Origin of the sequence: Bradyrhizobium sp. 62B, from assembly GCF_030272265.2 — a bacterium.
Classification (GTDB): domain Bacteria; phylum Pseudomonadota; class Alphaproteobacteria; order Rhizobiales; family Xanthobacteraceae; genus Bradyrhizobium.
This window is the reverse complement of the sequence record NZ_CP092841.2, coordinates 389,708-411,341: the sequence shown is the minus strand read 5'-3', so window position 1 is coordinate 411,341 and position 21,634 is coordinate 389,708. Positions and strand designations below refer to the sequence as shown.

Sequence of the window (21,634 nt, the reverse complement as noted above, 5' to 3'; positions counted from 1 at the left end):
TCTACAAAAAGCTCTGCGGGTCGACGTCGACTTCGAGCTTCTGATTGCCCGTCGGCTTCGGGCACACCGCGAGCCAGTTGCGCAAATAGTCCGACAGGTCGAAACCGCGGGCCGATTTCACCAGGATGCGGAAGCGGTAGCGGCCCTTGATCACGGCGAGCGGGGCTTCCGCAGGGCCGAGCACCACGACGCGCTCGTCGCGCGGCGCGAGCGCGACGAGACGGCGGCCGAGACCTTCGGCGCTCGGGCGGTCGCCGGCGGAGATGATCAGGCTCGCGAGCCGGCCGAACGGCGGATAGAGCGTCCTCTCGCGCAGGTCGATCTCGCTATCGTAGAAGGCCTCGCGGTCGCAGGCGATCAGCGCCTTCATCACGGGATGGTCGGGCTGGTGCGTCTGCAGATAACCGACGCCGCGGCCCTGCTCGCGACCGGCGCGGCCGATCACCTGGTTGAGCAATTGCCAGGTGCGCTCCGCCGCGCGCGGATCGCCGTTGCTGAGGCCGAGATCCGCATCGACCACGCCGACGAGGTTGAGCCGCGGAAAATTGTGGCCCTTGGCGACGAGCTGCGTGCCGATAATGATGTCGACGCGACCCTCCGCGATTTCGGCGAGTTCGGAGCGCATCGTCTCGATCGAGGTGATGAGATCGCTCGACAGCACCATGGTGCGGGCCTGCGGGAACAACGCGGCCGCCTCCTCCTGCAGGCGCTCGACGCCGGGCCCGACCGCGACCAGCGATTCCTCCGCCGCGCAATGCGGACAGGTCGGCGGCCGCGGCATCGAGAAGCCGCAATGGTGACAGACGAGGCGCTGGCGGAAACGGTGATCGACCAGCCAGGCATCGCAGATGGTGCAGGCGAAGCGATGGCCGCAAGCCCGGCACAGCGTCAGCGGCGCATAGCCGCGGCGATTGAGGAACAGCAGCGCCTGCTCGCGCTTTTCAATCGCGGTCCTGATCTCGCCGGCAAGCCGCGGCGAGATGAAGCGGCCGCGCGCGGGCGGCTCGCGGCGCATGTCGATGGCCTCGATATGCGGCATGTGCTGGCCGCCGAAGCGCGAGGGCAGCGCGACGCGCTGATAGCGGTTCTTGCGCGCATTGACCTCGGACTCGACCGACGGCGTCGCCGACGCCAGCACGACCGGAATCCTGGCGATATGCGCGCGCACCACCGCCATGTCGCGGGCGTGGTAATGCACGCCCTCGTCCTGCTTGTAGGCCTGGTCGTGCTCTTCATCGACCACGATCAGGCCGAGATTGGCGTAAGGGAGAAACAGCGCCGAGCGCGCGCCGACCACGACCGGCGCGGTACCTGAGGAGATCGCCGCCCAATTGCGCGCACGGGTGCGCGGGGTCAGCTCGGAGTGCCACTCGATCGGGCGCACGCCAAAGCGCTGCGCGAAGCGATCGAGGAACTGGCCGGTGAGCGCGATCTCCGGCATCAGGATCAGCGATTGTTTTCCGCGGCGGATGGTTTCAGCGACGGCCTCGAAATAGACCTCGGTCTTGCCCGAGCCGGTGACGCCGTCGAGCAATGCGACATGGAAGGTGCCGTTGGCCGCGAGCGCGCGCATCGCATCCACGCCGGCCCGCTGCAGCGGCGAAAAATCCGGCCTGCCGAACTCCGGATCGGGACTAGGTGGCGGCGCAGGCGGCGGCATCGGCTCGACCGTGAGCGTGCCTTCGTCGACGAGGCCGTCGATCACGCCCGAGGAGACGCCGGCTTCCTTGGCGGCTTCCGACTTGCCGTGCAGCAGCCGGTCCGACAGCACCTCGAGCAGGCGCGCCCGTGCCGGCGTCAGCCTCTTCGGCGGATCGCCGGTGAGGCGCACGCCGGGACGCACCCGCTCGGGGCCGAGATTCTCGCCCATCCGCAGGCACATGCGCAGCACCATGCCGCGTGGGCTCAGCGTGTAATTGGCGACCCAGTCGACCACGGACCGCAGCTCGGGCTTGAGCGGCGGGATGTCGAGCTTCTCGCTGACCTCCTTGAGGCGGTTGTGCAGGCGCGGATCGGGATTGGCGTTCTCGCCCCAGACCACGCCGAGCACCTCGCGCGGCCCGAGCGGCACGCCGACGAGATCGCCCGCCTTCAGCTCCATCCCGCGCGGCACCTTGTAGGAATAGGTCTGGTCGAGCGCGACCGGCACCAGCACGTCGACCATGCCGGTCGCGTTGGTGGGGGCGGCGTTGCTGCGCGACGAATGGTCCATCAACGGTCTTTGCAGGGAGAATCGGAACCTGGAGCGCCAAGGCTAGCGCCCTGGGGCGGCCTTAGCGAACAGTAAACGGGTGTGATGCGATATACTGAGCGGAATCAATCCGTCCAGAGCGATGAGCAAAGCCGCCGCACCCCAAATCGAGCTCGCCAGCGCAGATCCCTCGATCGCGCAGGAGATGACGCGCTGGCTGTCGCATCTCGGCGCCGAGCGACGGCTGTCGCCGAAGACGCTGGAAGCCTATGGCCGCGATCTGCGGCAATGCCTTGATTTCCTCTGCGCCCATTGGGGCGAGCGCGTCACGCTGAAACGTTTCGCCGCGCTGGAAGCAACCGACGTGCGCGCCTTCATGGCGATGCGCCGGGCCGACGACATCGCCGGCCGCAGCCTGATGCGCGCGTTGGCGGGCCTGCGCTCGTTCGGACGGTTTTTGGAGCGCGAGGGCAAGGGCAAGGTCGGCGCGCTCTCCGCGATCCGTGCGCCGAAGGTCGCCAAGAGCCTGCCGAAGCCGCTGCCGATGGCCTCCGCCAAACGTCTTGCCGATGCCGACGAGCGCGCCGGCGAGGATCGCGAGACCTGGATTCTCGCGCGCGACGCCGCCGTGATGGCGCTGCTGTATGGCTCGGGCCTGCGCATCTCCGAGGCCTTGGGGTTGAAGCGCCGCGAGGTGCCGCGCCCCGGCGAAGGCGACGTGCTGATCGTCACCGGCAAGGGCAACAAGACCCGCATGGTGCCGGTGCTGCAGAACGTGCTCGAGCTCGTTCAGGAATATGTCTCGATGTGCCCCTATCCGCTGCCGGCAGAGGGCCCGATCTTCGTCGGCGCGCGCGGCGGTCCCTTGAGCCCGCGCATCATCCAGCTCGCGATGGAGCGGCTGCGCGGCGCGCTTGGGCTGCCCGACAGCGCCACGCCGCACGCGCTCCGTCATTCCTTCGCCACGCACCTGCTCTCGCGCGGCGGCGATTTGCGCGCCATCCAGGAATTGCTCGGCCATTCCTCGCTCTCGACCACCCAGGTCTATACCGGCATCGATTCCGAGCGCCTGCTGGAAGTCTATGCCAGCGCCCATCCGCGGCGCTGAAGTCTCACGATTTCTCGTGCCCCGGACGCAGCGCAGCGCTCCTTAGCGGTGCGCTGCTGAGCCGGGACACGAGAGCTGCTGACACACCGACGTCACAACGCGCGTGCCTCTTGCGCAGGCCGCGCGGTTCGGTCAATCGTTGCGGAACCGAAGCGGAGGGGAATCATGAGCGCACACGAAAGCATGGAGCATGCCGAGCACGCCGAACACGCGTCCGGCTCCAACAAGAAGATCGCGCTCCTGATCGCGGTGCTGGCGCTGTTCCTGGCGGTCTCGGAGACGCTCGGCAAGGGCGCCCAGACCGAATCGATCAGCAAGAATGTCGAGGCCGCCAACCTCTGGGCGTTCTTCCAGGCCAAGAGCATCCGCCGCACCGTGGTGGTGACCGCGGCCGAACAGGGCAAGCTCACGCTCGCCGCCGCGGACGAGGCGCAGAAGCCCGCCGTGCAGAAGCAGGTCGAGGACTGGACCAAGACGGCGCAGCGCTACCGCTCCGAGCCCGAGACCGGCGAAGGCACCGAGCAGCTCGCCGAGAAGGCCAAGCATGCCGAGCACGACCGCGACGAGGCGACCGCGAAATACCATCATTTCGAGTTGGCCTCGGCCGCCTTCCAGATCGGCATCGTGCTGGCCTCGGCCACCATCATCACCGGCATGTTCGCGCTGGCCTATGTCAGCGGCATCCTGACGATTGCCGGCCTCTTCATGACCGCGCTCGGCCTGTGGTGGCCGCATCTGCTGCATCTGCATTGAGGGCTGAGGGACGCTTGTCGCCCGCATGGAGCGTAGCGCAATGCGGGAACGGCTGTCCCGGATTGTGTTGCGCTCCATCCGGGCTACGAAACCGGCAACGTGACGGCGCTCACCGCGCCTGGTGCACGCTCTTCCTGAAGCGCTGGATCAGACGCAGCGTGCGGGCGGACCACCCTTCGCCGTTGCCGGCGATCAGCTCGCGGATGCGCTGCTTGATGGGATCGACCAGCTCGGCGGCCTTGGCGCGGATCTTCAGCACGAGATCGTAGATCCGCTCGAACCAGTGCATCTCCAACAGCTTGTCGCGCGTGACATCGAACACGAAGGCAGTGACGCCGACGCCGAGCAGTTTTGCGAACAGGAACGTGGATACGCCGGTCATCCAATATTCGTGGGTGAGCAGCCACAGGCCGATCAGCTTGAGCGGAAACAAGGGGATGATCGGCACGGCGAAGATGATCAGCGTCGCCGCCGGCGACAACGCGTCGACGCGCTCCGTCAGCCACTGCTTGAAGCGCGCCAGCGGAATCGCCGCGACAACGCGCGCGACGATCGGCTCGAGATGGTCCCACAGCCAGGCTTCGATCAGGAAGACGATCGCAAGCAGGACCCAGACCGGTTGAAGAAGGCGGCGCAACATGTGTTTCCCGCCCGATTCGGCCCTGGGCGCTTGCTACATATGGATGGCCCGCTTGCCGACTGCAAGCGCGGCTTCCTTGATGGCCTCCGACCGGGTCGGATGGGCGTGACAGGTGCGCGCGAGATCTTCCGCGCTGCCGCCAAACTCCATGAGAACGGCCGCCTCGTGGATCATTTCGCCGGCCTCGCGGCCGATAATGTGCACGCCGAGCACGCGATCGGTCTTCGCATCTGCGAGAATCTTCACGAAGCCGTCAGTGGTCTGATTCACCTTGGAGCGGCCGTTGGCGGTGAACGGAAACTTTCCGACGGTATAGGCGGTGCCCGCCTGCTTCAGCTCCTCCTCGGTCTTGCCGACGGAGGACACTTCCGGCGTGGTATACACGACGCCCGGAATCACATCGTAATTCACGTGGCCGGCCTGGCCGGCGATGATCTCGGCGACCGCAACGCCTTCATCCTCGGCCTTGTGCGCCAGCATGGGCCCAGCGACGACGTCGCCGATGGCATAGACGCCCTTAAGGCTGGTGGCGAAATGCGGATCGATCTGCACCCGCCCGCGCGCGTCGAGCGCGACGCCGGCTTCCTTCAGCCCGAGCGCGTCGGTGTAGGGCACGCGGCCGATGCAGACGAGCACGACATCGGCGTCCAGCGTCTCGGCGGCGCCGCCGGCGGCCGGCTCGATCGTCGCCTTCAGCGACTTGCCGGAGGTGTCGACGCCGGTGACCTTGGCGCCGAGCTTGAACGCAAAGCCCTGCTTCTCGAGGATGCGCTGGAATTGCTTGGCGATCTCGCCGTCCATGCCGGGCAGGATGCGGTCCAAGAATTCGACGACGACGACTTCGGCGCCGAGACGGTGCCACACCGAGCCGAGCTCGAGGCCGATCACGCCGGCGCCGACGATCAGGAGCTTGCCGGGGACCTTGTCCAGCGACAGCGCGCCGGTCGAGGACACGATGCGCTTCTCGTCGATCTCGATGCCTTTGAGGCGCGCGATGTCCGAGCCGGTGGCGATCACGATGTTCTTGGTCTCGACCACCTGCGACTTGCCGTCGGCGGAGACTTCGACCTTGCCGGTGCCCAGGATCTTGCCGGTGCCCTTGAGCACGTCGATCTTGTTCTTCTTCATCAGGAACTCGACGCCCTTGACGTTGCCGTCGATGCCCTGCTGCTTGAAGTTCATCATCGCGGGCAGATCGAGCTTCGGCGCGGAAACGCTGACGCCCATCTTGGCGAAGGAGTGGCCGGCTTCCTCGAACATTTCCGACGCGTGCAGCAGCGCCTTCGACGGCATGCAGCCGACATTGAGGCAGGTGCCTCCGAGGGTGGCGTTCTTTTCGACCACGGCGACTTTCATGCCGAGCTGGCTGGCGCGCACCGCGCAGACATAACCGCCAGGTCCGGTGCCGATGACGACGAGATCGTAGGTAGCCATGAGAGAAAGTCCCGTGAGTTTAACGTGATGAGGATGCGTCAGCGTCCGCGCGGCGCCTCAGCGTCCGCCGGACACATCGAGAGTGGCTGCGGTGATGTAGGAGGCCTCGTCCGACATCAGCCAGATGATGGCGTTGGCGATCTCGTCGGCGGTGCCGACGCGCTTCATCGGCACCATATGGGCCAGGCGATGGTGCCGGTCGGGCTCGCCGCCGGAGGCGTGGATTTCGGTGTCGATCAGGCCGGGGCGAATGCCCGCGACGCGAATGCCTTCGCCAGCGACCTCATAGCCGAGCCCGGTGGTGAAGGAATCGATCGCGCCCTTGGACGCGGCGTAATCGACATAGGTGTTGGGCGCGCCGAGCTTGGCGGCGACCGACGACAGATTGACGATCACGCCGCCCTGGCCGCCGTGCCTGGTCGACATGCGCTTGACGGCTTCGCGTGCGCAGAGGATGGAGCCGGTGACATTGACCGCCAGCACGCGCTGGATGCGCTCGGCCGACATCTCGTCGACCCGCACGCCGCTGGTGCCGACGATGCCGCCATTGTTGACGAGCGCCCCGAGCGTGCCGAACTTGTCGGCCTCCTTGAACAGGTCGATGATGTCGCGCTCCTCGGCGACATCGCATTTCACCGCAACGGCCTTGCCGTTGCTGGCCTCGATCGTAGCGACCACCTCGTCGGCGGCCTTCTTGTTGCTGGCGTACCCGACCACGACGCGGTAGCCGCGCGCGGCCGCCGCAAGCGCAGTCGCCCGCCCAATGCCGCGGCTGCCGCCGGTGATGACAACGACTTTATCGGTCACGCGCGCCTCCATGGTTCGACACGCGCCGTCGCGACTAGCGACGGCGCTCGCAAAGCATCAGGGATCAGAGATCGAGCACCAGGCGCGCCGGATCTTCCAGGCTCTCCTTGACGCGCACCAGGAAGGTGACGGCTTCCTTGCCGTCGATGACGCGGTGATCGTAGGACAGCGCCAGATACATCATCGGGCGGACCTCGATCTTGCCGCCGACGACCATCGGACGCTCCTGGATCTTGTGCATGCCGAGGATGCCGGACTGCGGCGCGTTCAGGATCGGGGTCGACATCAGCGAGCCGTAGATGCCGCCATTGGTGATGGTGAAGGTGCCGCCCTGCATCTCGTCGATCTTGAGCTGGCCGTCACGGGCGCGGCGCCCGAAATCGGCGATGCCCTTCTCGATGTCGGCGATCGACTTGTGGTCGCAGTCGCGCACCACGGGCACGACGAGGCCCTTGTCGGTGCCGACGGCGACGCCGATGTGGTAGTAGTTCTTGTAGATCAAATCGGTGCCGTCGATCTCGGCGTTGACGGCCGGGATGTCCTTCAGTGCCTGCACGACGGCCTTGGTGAAGAAGCCCATGAAGCCGAGCTTGGAGCCGTGCTTCTTCTCGAACGCATCCTTGTAGTGGGCGCGCAGCGCCATCACGTTGGTCATGTCGACTTCGTTGAAGGTCGTGAGCATGGCCGCGGTGTTCTGCACGTCCTTGAGGCGGCGCGCGATGGTCTGGCGCAGCCGGGTCATCTTGACGCGCTCCTCGCGGGCGGCGTCGTCGGCCGGCGACGGCGCACGAACCTGCACGGCGGCAGCGGGCTGGTTGACCGGCGTCGGCGCGGAGGCGGCGCGCTCGATCGCAGCCAGCATGTCGCCCTTGGTGACGCGGCCGTCCTTGCCGGAGCCCGGAACGGTGGAAGCGTCGACGCCGCTCTCGGCCGAGAGCTTGCGCACTGACGGGGCGAGCGGCGCATCGGCCGGCGCGGCCTTCGCGGCCGGAGCCGGTGCGGCAGCGGCGGGCGCCGCAGCCGCGGCAGGCTTGGCGGGCGCCGCTGCAGGCTTCGCAGCACCGGCACCATCCGTGATCTGGCCAAGCAGCGCGCCGACCGCAACGGTCGCACCATCAGCGGCGATGATCTCGCTCAGCGTGCCGGCGGAGGGCGCGGGGACTTCGATGGTGACCTTGTCGGTCTCGAGCTCCACCAAGGGCTCGTCGACAGCGACGGGATCGCCGGCCTTCTTGAACCAGCGGCCGATGGTGGCCTCGGTGACGGATTCGCCGAGCGTCGGCACACGAATTTCAGTCATGGTCTTTTCCTTAAGGGATCGCCAATGCGGTCATAGGTCGGTCGTCAATGGCCCGCGAAAAGCAAGCCATCCAGCAAGCCGCGACGTTTGCAGTCACGGCGTACCGGGTGCCCCGCCTCGCGCGCGTTGCGCACGAGGCGGGGCATGACGCAGTTCAAAAAGTTCAGCTCAGTGCTTCGTCCAGGAACGCCTTCAGCTGAGCCTGATGCTTGGACATCAGACCCGTCGCGGTCGCGGCGGAAGCGGCGCGGCCGACATAACGCGGACGCCGGCTCGCGCCGTTCACCTGATTCAGCACCCATTCCAGATAGGGCTCGATGAAGTGCCAGGCACCCATGTTGCGGGGCTCTTCCTGGCACCACACCACTTCGGCCTTCTTGAAGCGCGACAGCTCGGCCACCAGCGCCTTCAGCGGCACCGGATAGAGCTGCTCGACGCGCATCAGATAGATGTCGTCGATGCCGCGCTTCTCGCGCTCCTCGTAGAGGTCGTAATAGACCTTGCCCGAGCACAGCACGATGCGGCGGACCTTCTCGTCCGGAACGAGCTTGATCGCCTCGTTCGGCAGCATCTGGGCGTCATCATAGAGGATGCGGTGGAAGGTCGTTCCCTTCGCCAGCTCTTCGAGGCGCGACACCGCCCGCTTGTGACGCAGCAGCGACTTCGGCGTCATCATGATCAGCGGCTTGCGGATCTCGCGGTGCAGCTGGCGGCGCAGCGCATGGAAGTAGTTCGCCGGCGTGGTCGGGTAGACCACCTGCATGTTGTCTTCCGCGCACATCTGCAGGAAACGCTCGAGGCGCGCCGAGGAGTGCTCCGGTCCCTGACCCTCATAGCCGTGCGGCAAGAGGCAGACGAGGCCGGACATGCGCAGCCATTTGCGTTCGCCCGAGGAGATGAACTGGTCGAACACGACCTGCGCACCGTTGGCGAAGTCGCCGAACTGCGCTTCCCACAGCGTCAGCGTGTTCGGCTCGGCGAGCGAATAGCCGTATTCGAAGCCGAGCACGGCTTCTTCCGACAGCAGCGAGTTGATGACCTCGTAATGGCCCTGCTCGTTGCCGAGATGGTTGAACGGCGTGTAGCGGTTCTCGGTCTCCTGATCGATCAGGACCGAATGGCGCTGCGAGAAGGTGCCGCGCTCGGAATCCTGCCCGGACAGACGGACATGGTGGTTTTCCTGCAGCAGCGTGCAGAACGCCAGCGCTTCGCCGGTCGCCCAGTCGATGCCGGCACCGGTATCGATCGCCTTCGCGCGATTGTCGAGGAAGCGCTGGATGGTGCGGTGGACGCGAAAACCGTCCGGCACCTTGGTGATCTTGCGGCCGATGTCCTTGAGAACGGGCAGGTCGACACCGGTGACGCCGCGACGGGCGTCCTCTTCCTGATCGGCGATCTTGAATCCGGACCACTTGCCGTCGAGCCAGTCGGCCTTGTTCGGCTTGTAGGAGGTGCCGGCCTCGAACTCGGCATCGAGCCGGGCGCGCCAGTCGGCCTTGAGCTTGTCGACCTCGCCCTCGGTGACCACGCCTTCGGCGATCAGGCGCTTGGAGTAGAGCGTCAGCGTCGAGGGATGGGCCGCGATCCGCTTGTACATCACCGGCTGGGTGAAGGCCGGCTCGTCGCCCTCGTTGTGGCCGTAGCGGCGATAGCACCACATGTCGATGACGACCGGCTTGTGGAACTTCTGCCGGAATTCGGTCGCGACCTTGGCCGCGAACACCACGGCTTCGGGATCATCGCCGTTCACATGGAAGATCGGCGCGTCGATCATCTTCGCGACGTCCGACGGATAGGGCGAGGAGCGCGAATAGCGCGGATAGGTGGTGAAGCCGATCTGGTTGTTGACGATGAAGTGCACGGAGCCGCCGGTACGGTAGCCCTTCAGGTCCGACAGGCCGAAGCACTCGGCAACCACGCCCTGGCCGGCGAACGCGGCGTCGCCGTGCATCAAGAGCGGCATCACCGAGATACGCATGTCGGGCGGATCGCCGTGCTGGTCCTGCTTCGCGCGCACCTTGCCGAGCACGACGGGATCGACGATCTCGAGATGCGAGGGGTTGGCCGTCAGCGACAGATGGATGCGGTTGCCGTCGAACTCGCGGTCCGAGGAGGCGCCGAGGTGATACTTCACGTCGCCCGAGCCTTCGACTGCGTCGGGGTTGGCCGAGCCGCCCTTGAACTCGTGGAACAGCGCGCGGTGGGCCTTGCCCATCACCTGCGTCAGCACGTTGAGGCGGCCGCGATGCGGCATGCCCAGCACGATTTCCTTCACGCCGAGATTGCCGCCGCGCTTGATGATCTGCTCGAGCGCGGGGATCAGCGCTTCGCCGCCGTCGAGGCCGAAGCGCTTGGTGCCGGTAAACTTGGTGTCGCAGAATTTTTCGAAGCCTTCGGCTTCGACCAGCTTCATCAGGATCGCCCGGCGGCCTTCGCGGGTGAACGAGATCTCCTTGTCGGGTCCCTCGATGCGCTCCTGGATCCAGGCCTTCTGCGCGGCGTTGCTGATGTGCATGAACTCGACGCCGAGCGTCTGGCAGTAGGTACGCTCGCAGATCGCGGTGATCTCGCGCAGCGTGCCGTATTCGAGGCCGAGCACGTGATCGAGGAAGATCTTGCGGTCGAAATCGGCTTCACTGAAGCCGTAGGTGCGCGGGTCGAGCTCTTCGCGGTTGCGCTGGGCTTCGATGCCGAGCGGATCGAGCTTGGCGTGGAAGTGGCCGCGCATGCGGTAGGAGCGGATCAGCATCAGGGCGCGGACCGAGTCGCGCGTCGCCTGGAGCAGGTCGCCAGAGGAGAGGCCGGCGCCGCCCTTGTCACCGCCCTTTGCCTGCGCCTTGGCGGCGATCTTGGCACCGACAGCCTTCTCGACCTCCGCCCAATTGCCGTCGAGCGCGGAGGTCAGGTCATCCTGCGGGGTGAGCGGCCAGTTGTCGCGCTCCCAGGACGGGCCTTCCGCGTTCTTGCTGATGTCAGCAGGCGCGTCGTTCAGGCTCTTGAAGAACTCCTGCCACTCGGCGTCGACCGAGGAGGGGTCCTTCTGGTAGCGGGCGTAGATTTCGTCGATGTAGGTGGCGTTGGTGCCCTGCAAAAAGGATGACAGGGCAAAGGCTGCGTTCGCGTCCTGGCGAGACATACTTGAGTTCCTGGCGATTTCGGTTCGCGCATAACAAACGGCGCTGGCACCGAGCTCCCCGGCAGAGGCTCGGCGCGACAGGCACCCTTTACCCTATTTGCTGCGAAACTTCGCCCGGAAAAGTACGAAGAAGTGAATTAGCCTTTCAACTTTTCGGCAAGCGTGTGGCCGAGGCGCGCGGGCGACGGGGACACTGTAATCCCTGCCGATTTCATCGCTTCGGTCTTGGAACCGGCGTCGCCCTTGCCGCCCGAAATGATTGCGCCGGCATGGCCCATGCGGCGGCCGGGAGGGGCCGTGACGCCGGCGATGAAGCCGACCATCGGCTTCTTGCGGCCGCGCTTGGCCTCGTCCTTGAGGAACTGGGCGGCGTCCTCTTCGGCGGAACCGCCGATCTCGCCGATCATGATGATCGATTCGGTCTTGGGATCGGCCAGGAGCATTTCGAGGACGTCGATAAACTCGGTTCCCTTGACCGGGTCGCCGCCGATGCCGACCGCGGTGGTCTGGCCGAGGCCTTCCTGGGAGGTCTGGAACACGGCTTCATAGGTCAGCGTGCCCGAACGGGAGACGATGCCGACCGAGCCGGTCTTGAAGATGTTGGCGGGCATGATGCCGATCTTGCACTCGCCGGCGGTCATGACACCCGGGCAGTTCGGCCCGATCAGGCGCGACTTGGAGCCGATCAGCGAGCGCTTGACCCGCACCATGTCGATGACAGGAATGCCTTCGGTGATGCAGACGATCAGCGGGATCTCGGCGTCGATGGCTTCGCAGATCGCGTCGGCCGCGCCCGGCGGCGGCACGTAGATCACCGACGCGTCGGCGCCGGTCTTCTCACGCGCATCGCGCACGGTGTCGAACACCGGCAGGCCCAGATGCGTCGAGCCGCCTTTGCCCGGCGAGGTGCCGCCGACCATCTTGGTCCCATAGGCAATCGCGGCCTCCGAATGGAAGGTGCCGTTCTTGCCGGTGAAGCCCTGGCAGATGACCTTGGTGTTCTTGTCGATCAGGATGGACATGAGGTCTGCTTTCGCGAAACTAACGGAGTGAGAGGGTCAGTGGATGCGGCGGTAGACGCCGGTGAGCACGTCGGCCCAGCCTTCCGCATCCGGCGAGAACTGGATCTTCAACGAGTAGGAATTCTCATCGATGATTTCGTAGACATGGCGCGCATTGCCGCGGAGCGAGCCGCGCACCAGCGTCAGGGTCTGGCCGACCCACCCGCCGGAAGCGGGCGAGGGCGGCGTGTAGCCGAGCGAGTCGTACCAGAACAGCTTGTAGGTCCGGTCGTCGCGGTCGTAGGTGAAGAGGCCGTGCGTGGCGAAGATCTGCTTGCCGTCGCGCATCTGGACACTGTCCTGGATCAGATAGAACCCATTGAGGTCCATGCGCGCGACGGTGCGCGATGTCGCCGGCCCGCCCTCCGTCCAGCGCGACGGGAAGACCACCTCCTCGCCATCCCATTCGCCGGCGAACGCGGCGAGGCGCGCATGCTCGGGAAGCGGAGATGATGCGGCGAGATGGTCCTGGGCCATGGCCTTAGCCTCCCTTGACGGCCTTCACGATCTTCTGCGCGGCGTCGTCGAGATTGTCGGCGGGCACCACGTTCAGTCCGGATTCACGGATGATCTTCTTGCCGAGCTCGACATTGGTGCCTTCGAGGCGGACCACCAAGGGCACGCTGAGGCCGACTTCGCGAACCGCCGCCGTGACGCCCTCGGCGATCACGTCGCACTTCATGATGCCGCCGAAGATGTTGACCAGGATGCCCTTCACGTTGGGATCGGCGGTGATGATCTTGAACGCGGCTGCGACCTTCTCCTTGCTGGCGCTGCCGCCGACGTCGAGGAAGTTGGCGGGCGACATGCCGTAGAGCTTGATGATGTCCATCGTCGCCATGGCCAGACCGGCGCCGTTGACCATGCAGCCGATGTTGCCGTCGAGCGTGACGTAGTTGAGGTCGTATTTGGACGCCTCGATCTCCTTGGCGTCTTCCTCGGTCTCGTCGCGCAGCGCGAGCACCTCGGGGTGACGGAACAGCGCGTTGTCGTCGAACGACACCTTGGCGTCGAGCACGCGGAGCTGGCCCTGCTTGGTCACGACCAGCGGATTGATCTCCAGCATCGCCATGTCCTTGGCGACGAAGGCGGTGAACAGCTGCGCGGTGAGCTTCTCGGCCTGCTTGGCGAGGTCACCGGAGAGCTTGAGCGCATTGGCGACCGTGCGGCCGTGATGGCCCATGATGCCGGTGGCGGGATCGACGGAGAAGGTGACGATCTTCTCGGGATTGTTGTGCGCGACGTCCTCGATGTTGACGCCGCCTTCGGTCGAGACGACGAACGAGACGCGCGAGGTCTCGCGGTCGACCAGGAGCGAGAGATAGAATTCCTTGTCGATGTCCGAGCCGTCCTCGATGTAGAGGCGGTTGACCTGCTTGCCGGCGGGGCCGGTCTGGATCGTCACCAGCGTCGCGCCCAGCATCTGCTTGGCGAATTCGGAGACCTCTGCGGCCGACTTGGCGATGCGGACGCCGCCCTTGTCTCCGGCCGAGGCTTCCTTGAACTTGCCCTTGCCGCGACCGCCGGCATGGATCTGGCTCTTCACTACATAGACCGGACCGGGCAGCGCCTTGGCGGCGGCTTCGGCGTCGGCGGCCTTGAGGACCGGCACGCCCTTGGAGATCGGCACGCCGAACTCACCCAGCAACGCTTTGGCCTGATATTCATGGATATTCATATGGTCGCTCCCTGAACCCGCGGGCGGTGACCTCTAGGGCCCACCTCAGTCTTGTGGCTGGCATACCATATACCACAGGAACTGCAACCCGGATTCTTTGACATCGATCTCTGGACTGCCGACCCGGAGCCTGTCCCGACAACCGGGCCCCGGAAATGAAACCGCCGAAGACCGGTTTTCGGGCTTCGGCGGGAATTGCTGGGCTTAGCGGCCGAGAAGATCGGGGGCGATCTTCTTGCAGGCGTCGACCAGGCCCTGCACGGCACCGACCGACTTGTCGAAGGCCTCGCGGTCCTTGCCGGCGAGCTCGATCTCGACGACGCGCTCGACGCCCTTGGAGCCGATCACGACGGGCACGCCGACATACATGTCCTTCACGCCGTATTCGCCGTTGAGATACGCAGCCGAGGGCAGCACGCGCTTCTTGTCACGCAGATAGCTCTCGGCCATCGCGATCGCGGAGGCGGCGGGCGCGTAGAAGGCCGAGCCGGTCTTGAGCAAATTGACGATCTCGGCGCCGCCGTTGCGGGTGCGGTCGACGATCTCGTCGAGGCGCGCCTGCGAGGTCCAGCCCATCTTGACGAGGTCGGGCAGCGGGATGCCGGCAACGGTGGAATACTTCACCAGCGGCACCATGGTGTCGCCATGGCCGCCGAGCACGAAGGCGGTGACGTCCTCGACCGAGACGTTGAACTCGTCGGCGAGGAAGTAGCGGAAGCGCGCCGAATCCAGCACGCCGGCCATGCCGACGACCTTCTTGTGCGGCAGGCCGGAAGCCTTCTGCAGCGCCCACACCATCGCATCGAGCGGGTTGGTGATGCAGATGACGAACGCGTCGGGCGCATACTTCTTGATGCCGGCGCCGACCTGCTCCATGACCTTGAGGTTGATGGAGAGCAGGTCATCGCGGCTCATGCCGGGCTTGCGCGGCACGCCGGCGGTGACGATGCAGACCTTGGCATTGTCGAGCGCCTCGTAGGAGTTGGCGCCGGTGTAATGCGCGTCAAAGCCGTCGACCGGCGAGGACTGCGCGATGTCGAGCGCCTTGCCCTGCGGCACGCCCTCGGCGATGTCGAACATCACGACGTCGCCCAGCTCCTTCAAGCCGATGAGGTGAGCCAGCGTTCCGCCGATCTGACCGGAGCCAATCAAAGCAATCTTGTCGCGCGCCATGTGAGCCTGTCCTTTAGACACGTAAGGAGGGGAAAACTGAGACGGGTGGTTATCCCTTTCGCCTCCCCCGTTCAAGTCGCCCAATGCCCAATTGTCGGGCTTGGCGCGGCCGCGGGCACGCAGCCCTGTCATTCCGGGGCGCGACGAAAGTCGCGAGCCCGGAATCCCTCGGTCGGCAGAGCGCGCTGAGCAATGGATTCCGGGCCCCTCGCTTCGCGACGCCCCGGAATGACAGCGCTGGCAAATAGGACTTAAGTCTCCACCAGGCCCTTGGTGGAGCCGCTGGCGGTGGAATCCTTGCGGCCGTGAGCCAGCGCCAGATAGGATTCCGAGCTCATCTCGATCAGGCGCGAGGCGGTGCGCTTGAACTCCATGGCCTCGACGCCCTCGTTGGCGAGGTAGAGCGAGATCGGGTTGGCGTCGGCCGAGGCCATCAGCTTCACCGCATTGTCATAGAGCGCGTCGATCAGCGTGATGAAGCGCTTGGCGGCATTGCGCTGGGAGAGGTCCATCACTGGAATATGGTCGACCAGGATGGTGTGATAGTCGTGCGCCAGCCTGAGGTAGTCAGATGCCCCCAGCGGCTTCTCGCAGAGATCGGCGAACGAGAACCGCGCCACGCCATGGGCCGAGCACGGCACGTGCAGGATGCGGCCCTTGATCGAGATGTCGCGCGAGCGGCAGGTGGCGCCGCCCGACATCCGCTTCCAGGCGCGGTCGAGGGCGGCGTCCGCATCGGCATCCGCCGGCGTCAGCCACATCGGCACGCCCTGAAGTTTCTCCAGCCGGAAATCGGTGCGCGCATCGAGCCGCGCGACGTCCATATGGTCGGTGATCTGCTTGATGAAAGGCAGGAACAGCGAGCGGTTCAGGCCGCCCTTGTAGAGATCGTCAGGCGCGACGTTGGAGGTCGCGACCACGACGGTGCCGAGCTCGAACAATTTTGCGAACAGACGTCCGAGGATCATCGCGTCCGCGATGTCGGTGACGTGGAATTCGTCGAAGCAGAGCAGCCAGCTCTCCTCGAAGATCGCATTCGCGGTCAGCGCGATGACGTCGCCGTCGGCGATCTCGCCGCGCGCGATGCTCTGGCGATAATCATAGATGCGCTCATGCACGTCGGCCATGAATTCGTGGAAATGCGCGCGCCGCTTGTGCTCGACGGTCGCGTGCTGGAAGAACAGGTCCATCAGCATGGTCTTGCCGCGGCCGACCTCGCCATGGATGTAGAGCCCGCGCGGCGCCTCGTCCTTGTCGCTGCTGAACAGGCGGCTGAGCAGCCCCTGCTTGCGGACAGGCTTGTAGCTTGCGAGCCGCAGGTCGAGCGCCGCATAGGCCTCGGCAACCTCGGCCTGCGCGGCATCCGGCTCGATCGCGCCTGACGCGATCTGGGCCTGATAGGCTTCGCTGAATGGGGAACTGGGGGTCGAGAGCATGGCCCTTTACCGCCAGAGACCGGGGGAAATTGCAAGCCGTCATTTGGTGGACGGGGTATGCGGTTTCGTGTCCCGGACGCGCTGCAGCGTGCAACGCTGCTGCGCAGAGCCGGACCCACTGTTTCGTCATTGCCCTTAGAGAGATGGGCCCCGGCTCTGCTGCGACCGCTTTGCGCTGCGCAGCGTCCGGGGCACGAGAGTTGCGCGACCGCTACTCACACAGCTCGTAGGCGTCCTCGACCACATACGGTCCGCCGCCAGTGGAGGCGCGCGAGGAGAACAGCACGAAGCGCTCGGCCATGAATGCCTTGCTCGGGAAATAGCCGCGCAGCGAGAGATAGTCGGCGACGTCGCGGTCGGTGGCGTCGTGCAGCCGGGCGAGCGTGACGTGCGGGATGAACTTGCGGCCCTCCGGGTTGAGACCGATCCGCTGCATCATGCGTTCGAGCTCGGCCTGCAACTCCATCAGCGGCTTGCTCGGCGCGATGGTCGCAACGACAGCGCGGGGCTTGCGGCCGCCGAAGCTGGTCAGGCCCTGCACCTTCACTTCGAATGGCTTGCGATCGACGCGAAACAGCATCGAGGCGATCTCGTTGGCAGAGACGCCGTCGATGTCACCGATGAAGCGTAATGTGACGTGGTAATTTTCGGGATCGATCCAGCGGGCGCCGGGAAGGCCACCCCTCAAGTTGGAAAGCGACTGGCCGATCTCGGCCGGAATTTCCAGACCTGTGAACAAACGCGGCATCGTTTCGCACTCCCGATGCTTGGGTACGATCCTTCGAGCAGGATCATATCCAAATTAGAGCCGGCGACGAATCACCGGTACCCTGATTCCTATCGCAGTTGTGTGACTCTGCGAAGCATCGCACGCCTGACCCCGGGAAAACCCTGGGTATGAAGGAGACGCTGCATGCTTTTCAACGTCGTTGCTCAGCGATCGTGCCAAGGAATGCCTCGACGGTGGGCATGATGTTGCCCACGATGATGTCGACGCCTTGAGCGGTCGGATGAATGCCGTCGGCCTGGTTGAGCTTGGCGTCGGCCGCAACTCCTTCAAGAAAGAAAGGATAGAGGGGCACGTCGAATTTTTTCGCCAGATCCGGATAAATCGAATTGAAGCGCGCGGCATAATCGGCGCCGTAGTTCGGCGGCGCCAGCATGCCGCAGAGCATGACCGGAATCTTGCGCGTCTTGAGCCGCTGGATGATGTCGGTGAGCGCGGCGCGCGTCAAATCGGGATCGATGCCGCGAAGTGCATCGTTGGCGCCGAGCTCGACGATGACGCCGTCGGTTCCGTCAGGCACCGACCAGTCGAGCCGGTCACGGCCGCCGGAGGTGGTGTCGCCGGACACCCCGGCATTGGTCATGTCGACTGCTATGCCTTTGGCCTGCAAGGCTTTTTGAAGCTTCTGGGGGAATGCCTCCTGGGCCGGAAGGCCGAGACCGGCGCTCAGGGAATCGCCGAGAACGACGAGCTTGACCGGTTTTGTCGCGTCCGCCCAGGCCGGGTTCGCTATTGTCATGAAGGCGAGCATCAACACGGCTATCTGCATGAACAATCCGTAACGCCTCTCGACCGCGCTATCGGAGTTGCCATATGACCGGACCATGGACACTCGCATCGATCCCTCTTCGCTCGCCGTCACTACGGCGGACACCATCGCCATCTCCAACGTCAATCTCTCATTGGGCACGGGCGCGGCACGCGTTCACATTCTCAAGGATATCAGCTTGCGAGTCGGCCGTAGCGAGACGATCGGCCTGATCGGCCCGTCAGGCTCGGGCAAATCCACGCTGCTGATGGTGATGGCGGGGCTGGAGCGTCCTGATAGCGGAGAGGTGGTGGTGAATGGCACGCCTTTCAATGCCCTCGACGAGGACGCGCTGGCGCGCTTCCGCGGACGCCAGGTCGGCATCGTCTTCCAGTCCTTTCATTTGATCCCGACCATGACCGCGCTCGAGAATGTCGCGGTGCCGCTCGAGCTTGCCGGCAATCCCGACGCGGCAAAGCGCGCGGCGCAGGAGCTGCAATCGGTCGGGCTCGGCGACCGCCTGCATCATTATCCGACACAGCTCTCGGGCGGCGAGCAGCAGCGCGTGGCGCTGGCCCGCGCGCTGGTGCCCGATCCCGCGATCCTCGTTGCCGACGAGCCGACCGGCAATCTCGACGAGGCCACCGGAAAACAGATCGTCGATCTCCTGTTCAGCAAGCACGCCGAGCGCGGCATGACCCTGGTGCTGGTGACGCACGATTCCTCGCTCGCGCATCGCTGCGACCGCGTGATCCGCCTGCGCTCGGGCCGCATCGACACGCAGTCGGCGCCGGCATGAGCGCGGCTGCCGAACCCTTCGCGAAGCCGGGCGGCGTCGCGCTCTCGCTGCGTTATGCGCTGCGCGAATTACGCGGCGGCCTGCGCGGCTTCTACGTCTTCATCGCCTGCATCGCGCTCGGCGTGATGGCGATCGCCGGCGTTGGCTCGGTGTCGGCGAGCCTGTCCGACGGCCTGGCCCGCGAGGGCCGCACGCTGCTCGGCGGCGACGTCTCCTTCGTGCTGTTTCAGCGCGAAGCGAAACCCGACGAGGTCGCTTTCCTGCGCTCGCGCGGCGCCGTGTCGACCGCCGCCACCTTGCGCGGCATGGCGCGCGCGGCCGACGGCCAGCTCGCACTGGTCGAGATGAAGGCGGTCGACGACACCTATCCGATGCTGGGCCAGCTGACGCTGAAACCGCAATTGCCGATGTCGGACGTGCTCGCGGAGCGCGACGGCGCGTTCGGTGCGGCCGCCGATCCGACGCTGCTGGCGCGGCTGTCGCTGAAGACAGGCGACCGCGTCACCATCGGCTCGGCGACCTTCCAGATCCGCTCCACCGTCGAAGCCGAGCCCGACAAGCTCGCCGGCGGCATCGGCTTCGGCCCGCGCTTCCTGATCAGCCAGGAGGCCTTGCGCGCCACCGGCCTGATCCAGCCCGGCAGCCTGGTGCGCTGGGTCTACCGGGTGAAGCTGCCCGACGTCGCCAACAACGAGCGCGCCACCGAAACCTTCATCGCGGATGCGCGCAGCGCCGCGCCGCAAGCCGGCTGGGAGATCCGCAGCCGCTCCAACGCCTCGCCGCAGCTCGAGCGCAACATCAACCGCTTCACGCAGTTCCTGACGCTGGTCGGACTTGCCGCGCTGCTGGTCGGCGGCGTCGGCGTCGCCAATGCCGTGAAGAGCCATATCGACCGCCGGCTCGAAGTGATCGCGGCCCTCAAGGCCGTGGGCGCCACCGGGCGCGACGTGTTCGGCATCTATCTCGCACAGGTCCTCCTGCTCGCCGCGATCGGCTCGGTGATCGGCCTTGCGCTCGGCGCGGCGATGCCATTCGCCATCGTCGGCCTGTTCGGCAAGCTGCTGCCGCTGCCGGTGGTGCCGGCCGTGCATGCCGACGAGCTCGCGCTGTCCTTCATCTACGGCCTCCTGACGGCGCTGGCCTTCGGCCTGTGGCCGCTCGGACGCGTCCACGACGTGCCGGTGGCCGCGCTGTTCCGCGACACCATCAGCTCGGAATGGCACCGGCCACGCGCGGGCTATCTCGTGTTCATGGGCGTGGTGATCGCGCTGCTGATCGCGGTTGTCATCGGGCTCTCCTTCGACAAGCGCATCGCCGCGGTGTTCGTGGCCTCCTCGGTCGTCGTGTTCGCCCTGCTGCGCGGCATTGCCGCGCTGCTGATGGGTATCGCGCGGCGGCTGCCGCGGACGCGGCTGCCGATGCTGCGGCTTGCGATCGCCAACATCCACCGACCGGGCGCCCTGACGCCCTCGGTCGTGCTGTCGCTGGGCCTCGGGCTCGCCGTGCTCGTCACCATCACCCAGATCGACGGCAATCTGCGGCGGCAGTTCCTCGCGGCCCTCCCCGACCAGGCGCCATCCTTCTTCTTCATCGACATCCCGAGCGCGCAGGCCGAGCAGTTCGACCTTTACCTGCGCAAGATCGCGCCCGGCGCGACGGTCGAGGACGTGCCGATGCTGCGCGGACGCATCGTCGCCGCGCGCGGGCTGCGCGCCGAGGAGCTCAAGCCGTCGACCGATTCCGAATGGGTGCTGCAGAGCGACCGCGGCCTGACCTACACCGGCGAGCTGCCGAAAGGCTCCAAGGTGGTCGAGGGCGAATGGTGGAGCGCCGACTATTCCGGCCCGACGCTGGTGTCGATGGAGAAGAAGATCGCCGACGGCCTCGGCCTCAAGCTGGGCGACGAGATCGTGGTCAACGTGCTCGGCCGCGACATCCCGGCCAAAATCGGCAATCTGCGCAGCATCGACTGGCAGGGACTCGGCATCAATTTCGTCCTCGTGTTCTCGCCGAACGCCTTCAAGGGCGCGCCGCACACCCATATCGCGACGCTGACGGAACCGGGCGGAAATGCGGCAGGCGACGGCAAGATCATCAAGCAGGTGGCCGACGCCTATCCGATGGTGACCAGCGTGCGCGTGCGCGAGGTGATGCAGACGGTCGGCGCGGTGGTGACCAATCTGGCGCTGGCGATTCGCGGCGCCAGCGCGGTGACCCTGATCTCGGCGATCCTGGTGCTGGGCGGGGCTCTCGCCGCCGGCCATCGCCACCGGGTCTACGATGCCGTGATCCTGAAAACGCTGGGCGCGACGCGGCTGCGGCTGCTGAGCGCCTATGCGCTCGAATATCTCCTGATTGGGCTCGCCACCGCATTGTTCGGCGTGATCTCCGGCAGCTTGGCTGCCTGGATGATCGTGACGCGGCTGATGACGCTGAGCTTCGTCTGGCAGGCCGGCAGCGCGGCCGGAGTCGTCGCGGCCGCGCTCGTCGTTACGGTCGGGCTCGGGCTCGCAGGCACGCTGCTGGCATTGAACAAAAAGCCCGCCACGGTGTTGCGGAATTTGTGACAAATGGTAGCGGCTG

Annotated in this window: 17 protein-coding genes; 4 read left to right on the top strand and 13 right to left on the bottom strand. The window is 65.9% G+C overall.

Annotation, left to right across the window (positions count from 1 at the left end):
- Position 1: 1 nt before the first annotated feature.
- Complete coding sequence (locus ML401_RS01975; RefSeq protein ID WP_285809425.1) at positions 2 to 2,212, bottom strand: primosomal protein N'; 2,211 nt, start codon at positions 2,210 to 2,212, stop codon at positions 2 to 4.
- Positions 2,213 to 2,333: 121 nt separating this feature from the next.
- On the opposite strand from ML401_RS01975, the gene ML401_RS01970 reads away from it, so the two are divergent.
- On the top strand, positions 2,334 to 3,299 hold the full coding sequence (locus tag ML401_RS01970) for a tyrosine recombinase XerC (RefSeq protein ID WP_285809423.1): 966 nt from the start codon (positions 2,334 to 2,336) through the stop codon (positions 3,297 to 3,299).
- A gap of 165 nt (positions 3,300 to 3,464) precedes the next feature.
- Positions 3,465 to 4,052, top strand: a complete 588-nt coding sequence (locus ML401_RS01965) for a DUF4337 domain-containing protein (protein ID WP_211415075.1) — start codon at positions 3,465 to 3,467, stop codon at positions 4,050 to 4,052.
- A 109-nt stretch (positions 4,053 to 4,161) separates the two neighbouring features.
- On the opposite strand, the gene ML401_RS01960 is transcribed toward ML401_RS01965, so the two are convergent.
- The 12 genes from ML401_RS01960 to ML401_RS01905 all read right to left on the bottom strand — a co-directional run bounded on the left by ML401_RS01960 (position 4,162) and on the right by ML401_RS01905 (position 18,273).
- The gene (locus tag ML401_RS01960; RefSeq protein WP_212068953.1) at positions 4,162 to 4,692 is read right to left on the bottom strand and encodes a hypothetical protein; all 531 of its coding nucleotides are present in this window, start codon (positions 4,690 to 4,692) and stop codon (positions 4,162 to 4,164) included.
- Positions 4,693 to 4,725: 33 nt separating this feature from the next.
- On the bottom strand, positions 4,726 to 6,126 hold the full coding sequence (gene lpdA, locus ML401_RS01955; protein WP_285809421.1) for a dihydrolipoyl dehydrogenase: 1,401 nt from the start codon (positions 6,124 to 6,126) through the stop codon (positions 4,726 to 4,728).
- Between the two features lie 57 nt (positions 6,127 to 6,183).
- Entirely contained in the window at positions 6,184 to 6,945 is a 762-nt protein-coding gene (locus tag ML401_RS01950) for an SDR family oxidoreductase (RefSeq protein ID WP_194405440.1), read from the bottom strand.
- 52 nt (positions 6,946 to 6,997) lie between these two features.
- Entirely contained in the window at positions 6,998 to 8,233 is a 1,236-nt protein-coding gene (odhB, locus tag ML401_RS01945; protein ID WP_211415077.1) for a 2-oxoglutarate dehydrogenase complex dihydrolipoyllysine-residue succinyltransferase, read from the bottom strand.
- Between the two features lie 163 nt (positions 8,234 to 8,396).
- Positions 8,397 to 11,369: a 2-oxoglutarate dehydrogenase E1 component gene (locus ML401_RS01940; protein ID WP_194405438.1), complete on the bottom strand. Its 2,973-nt coding sequence runs from the start codon at positions 11,367 to 11,369 to the stop codon at positions 8,397 to 8,399.
- Positions 11,370 to 11,506: 137 nt separating this feature from the next.
- The gene (gene sucD, locus ML401_RS01935; protein WP_183249402.1) at positions 11,507 to 12,391 is read right to left on the bottom strand and encodes a succinate--CoA ligase subunit alpha; all 885 of its coding nucleotides are present in this window, start codon (positions 12,389 to 12,391) and stop codon (positions 11,507 to 11,509) included.
- 36 nt (positions 12,392 to 12,427) lie between these two features.
- A complete protein-coding gene (locus ML401_RS01930) occupies positions 12,428 to 12,907 on the bottom strand; it encodes a DUF1579 family protein (protein WP_285809415.1) in 480 nt (159 codons plus the stop codon).
- Positions 12,908 to 12,911: 4 nt separating this feature from the next.
- Positions 12,912 to 14,108, bottom strand: coding sequence for an ADP-forming succinate--CoA ligase subunit beta (sucC, locus tag ML401_RS01925; RefSeq protein ID WP_211415078.1), 1,197 nt, complete (start codon positions 14,106 to 14,108; stop codon positions 12,912 to 12,914).
- 204 nt (positions 14,109 to 14,312) lie between these two features.
- Positions 14,313 to 15,281, bottom strand: a complete 969-nt coding sequence (gene mdh / locus ML401_RS01920) for a malate dehydrogenase (RefSeq protein ID WP_008145224.1) — start codon at positions 15,279 to 15,281, stop codon at positions 14,313 to 14,315.
- A 251-nt stretch (positions 15,282 to 15,532) separates the two neighbouring features.
- Entirely contained in the window at positions 15,533 to 16,717 is a 1,185-nt protein-coding gene (gene zapE, locus ML401_RS01915) for a cell division protein ZapE (protein ID WP_212068950.1), read from the bottom strand.
- 211 nt (positions 16,718 to 16,928) lie between these two features.
- Entirely contained in the window at positions 16,929 to 17,465 is a 537-nt protein-coding gene (gene thpR, locus ML401_RS01910) for an RNA 2',3'-cyclic phosphodiesterase (RefSeq protein WP_194405433.1), read from the bottom strand.
- 172 nt (positions 17,466 to 17,637) lie between these two features.
- Positions 17,638 to 18,273, bottom strand: coding sequence for an arylesterase (locus tag ML401_RS01905; protein WP_285812792.1), 636 nt, complete (start codon positions 18,271 to 18,273; stop codon positions 17,638 to 17,640).
- Positions 18,274 to 18,328: 55 nt separating this feature from the next.
- Between ML401_RS01905 and ML401_RS01900 the strand changes: the two genes are divergently transcribed.
- Positions 18,329 to 19,051 carry an ABC transporter ATP-binding protein gene (locus ML401_RS01900; RefSeq protein WP_285809390.1) on the top strand — a complete coding sequence of 241 codons (723 nt, stop codon included), beginning with the start codon at positions 18,329 to 18,331 and terminating at the stop codon, positions 19,049 to 19,051.
- Positions 19,048 to 21,618 (top strand): ABC transporter permease, encoded by a 2,571-nt coding sequence (locus ML401_RS01895; RefSeq protein ID WP_285809389.1) that lies wholly within the window; start codon positions 19,048 to 19,050, stop codon positions 21,616 to 21,618. The genes ML401_RS01900 and ML401_RS01895 overlap by 4 nt, the downstream gene beginning before the upstream one ends.
- Positions 21,619 to 21,634: the final 16 nt, after the last annotated feature.

Coding starts and splice junctions, on each gene's coding strand:
- ML401_RS01975 (WP_285809425.1), bottom strand. CDS start 2,212: ATGGACCATTCGTCGCGCAGCAACGCCGCCCCCACCAACGCGACCGGC.
- ML401_RS01970 (WP_285809423.1), top strand. CDS start 2,334: ATGAGCAAAGCCGCCGCACCCCAAATCGAGCTCGCCAGCGCAGATCCC.
- ML401_RS01965 (WP_211415075.1), top strand. CDS start 3,465: ATGAGCGCACACGAAAGCATGGAGCATGCCGAGCACGCCGAACACGCG.
- ML401_RS01960 (WP_212068953.1), bottom strand. CDS start 4,692: ATGTTGCGCCGCCTTCTTCAACCGGTCTGGGTCCTGCTTGCGATCGTC.
- lpdA (WP_285809421.1), bottom strand. CDS start 6,126: ATGGCTACCTACGATCTCGTCGTCATCGGCACCGGACCTGGCGGTTAT.
- ML401_RS01950 (WP_194405440.1), bottom strand. CDS start 6,945: ATGGAGGCGCGCGTGACCGATAAAGTCGTTGTCATCACCGGCGGCAGC.
- odhB (WP_211415077.1), bottom strand. CDS start 8,233: ATGACTGAAATTCGTGTGCCGACGCTCGGCGAATCCGTCACCGAGGCC.
- ML401_RS01940 (WP_194405438.1), bottom strand. CDS start 11,369: ATGTCTCGCCAGGACGCGAACGCAGCCTTTGCCCTGTCATCCTTTTTG.
- sucD (WP_183249402.1), bottom strand. CDS start 12,391: ATGTCCATCCTGATCGACAAGAACACCAAGGTCATCTGCCAGGGCTTC.
- ML401_RS01930 (WP_285809415.1), bottom strand. CDS start 12,907: ATGGCCCAGGACCATCTCGCCGCATCATCTCCGCTTCCCGAGCATGCG.
- sucC (WP_211415078.1), bottom strand. CDS start 14,108: ATGAATATCCATGAATATCAGGCCAAAGCGTTGCTGGGTGAGTTCGGC.
- mdh (WP_008145224.1), bottom strand. CDS start 15,281: ATGGCGCGCGACAAGATTGCTTTGATTGGCTCCGGTCAGATCGGCGGA.
- zapE (WP_212068950.1), bottom strand. CDS start 16,717: ATGCTCTCGACCCCCAGTTCCCCATTCAGCGAAGCCTATCAGGCCCAG.
- thpR (WP_194405433.1), bottom strand. CDS start 17,465: ATGCCGCGTTTGTTCACAGGTCTGGAAATTCCGGCCGAGATCGGCCAG.
- ML401_RS01905 (WP_285812792.1), bottom strand. CDS start 18,273: ATGCAGATAGCCGTGTTGATGCTCGCCTTCATGACAATAGCGAACCCG.
- ML401_RS01900 (WP_285809390.1), top strand. CDS start 18,329: ATGGACACTCGCATCGATCCCTCTTCGCTCGCCGTCACTACGGCGGAC.
- ML401_RS01895 (WP_285809389.1), top strand. CDS start 19,048: ATGAGCGCGGCTGCCGAACCCTTCGCGAAGCCGGGCGGCGTCGCGCTC.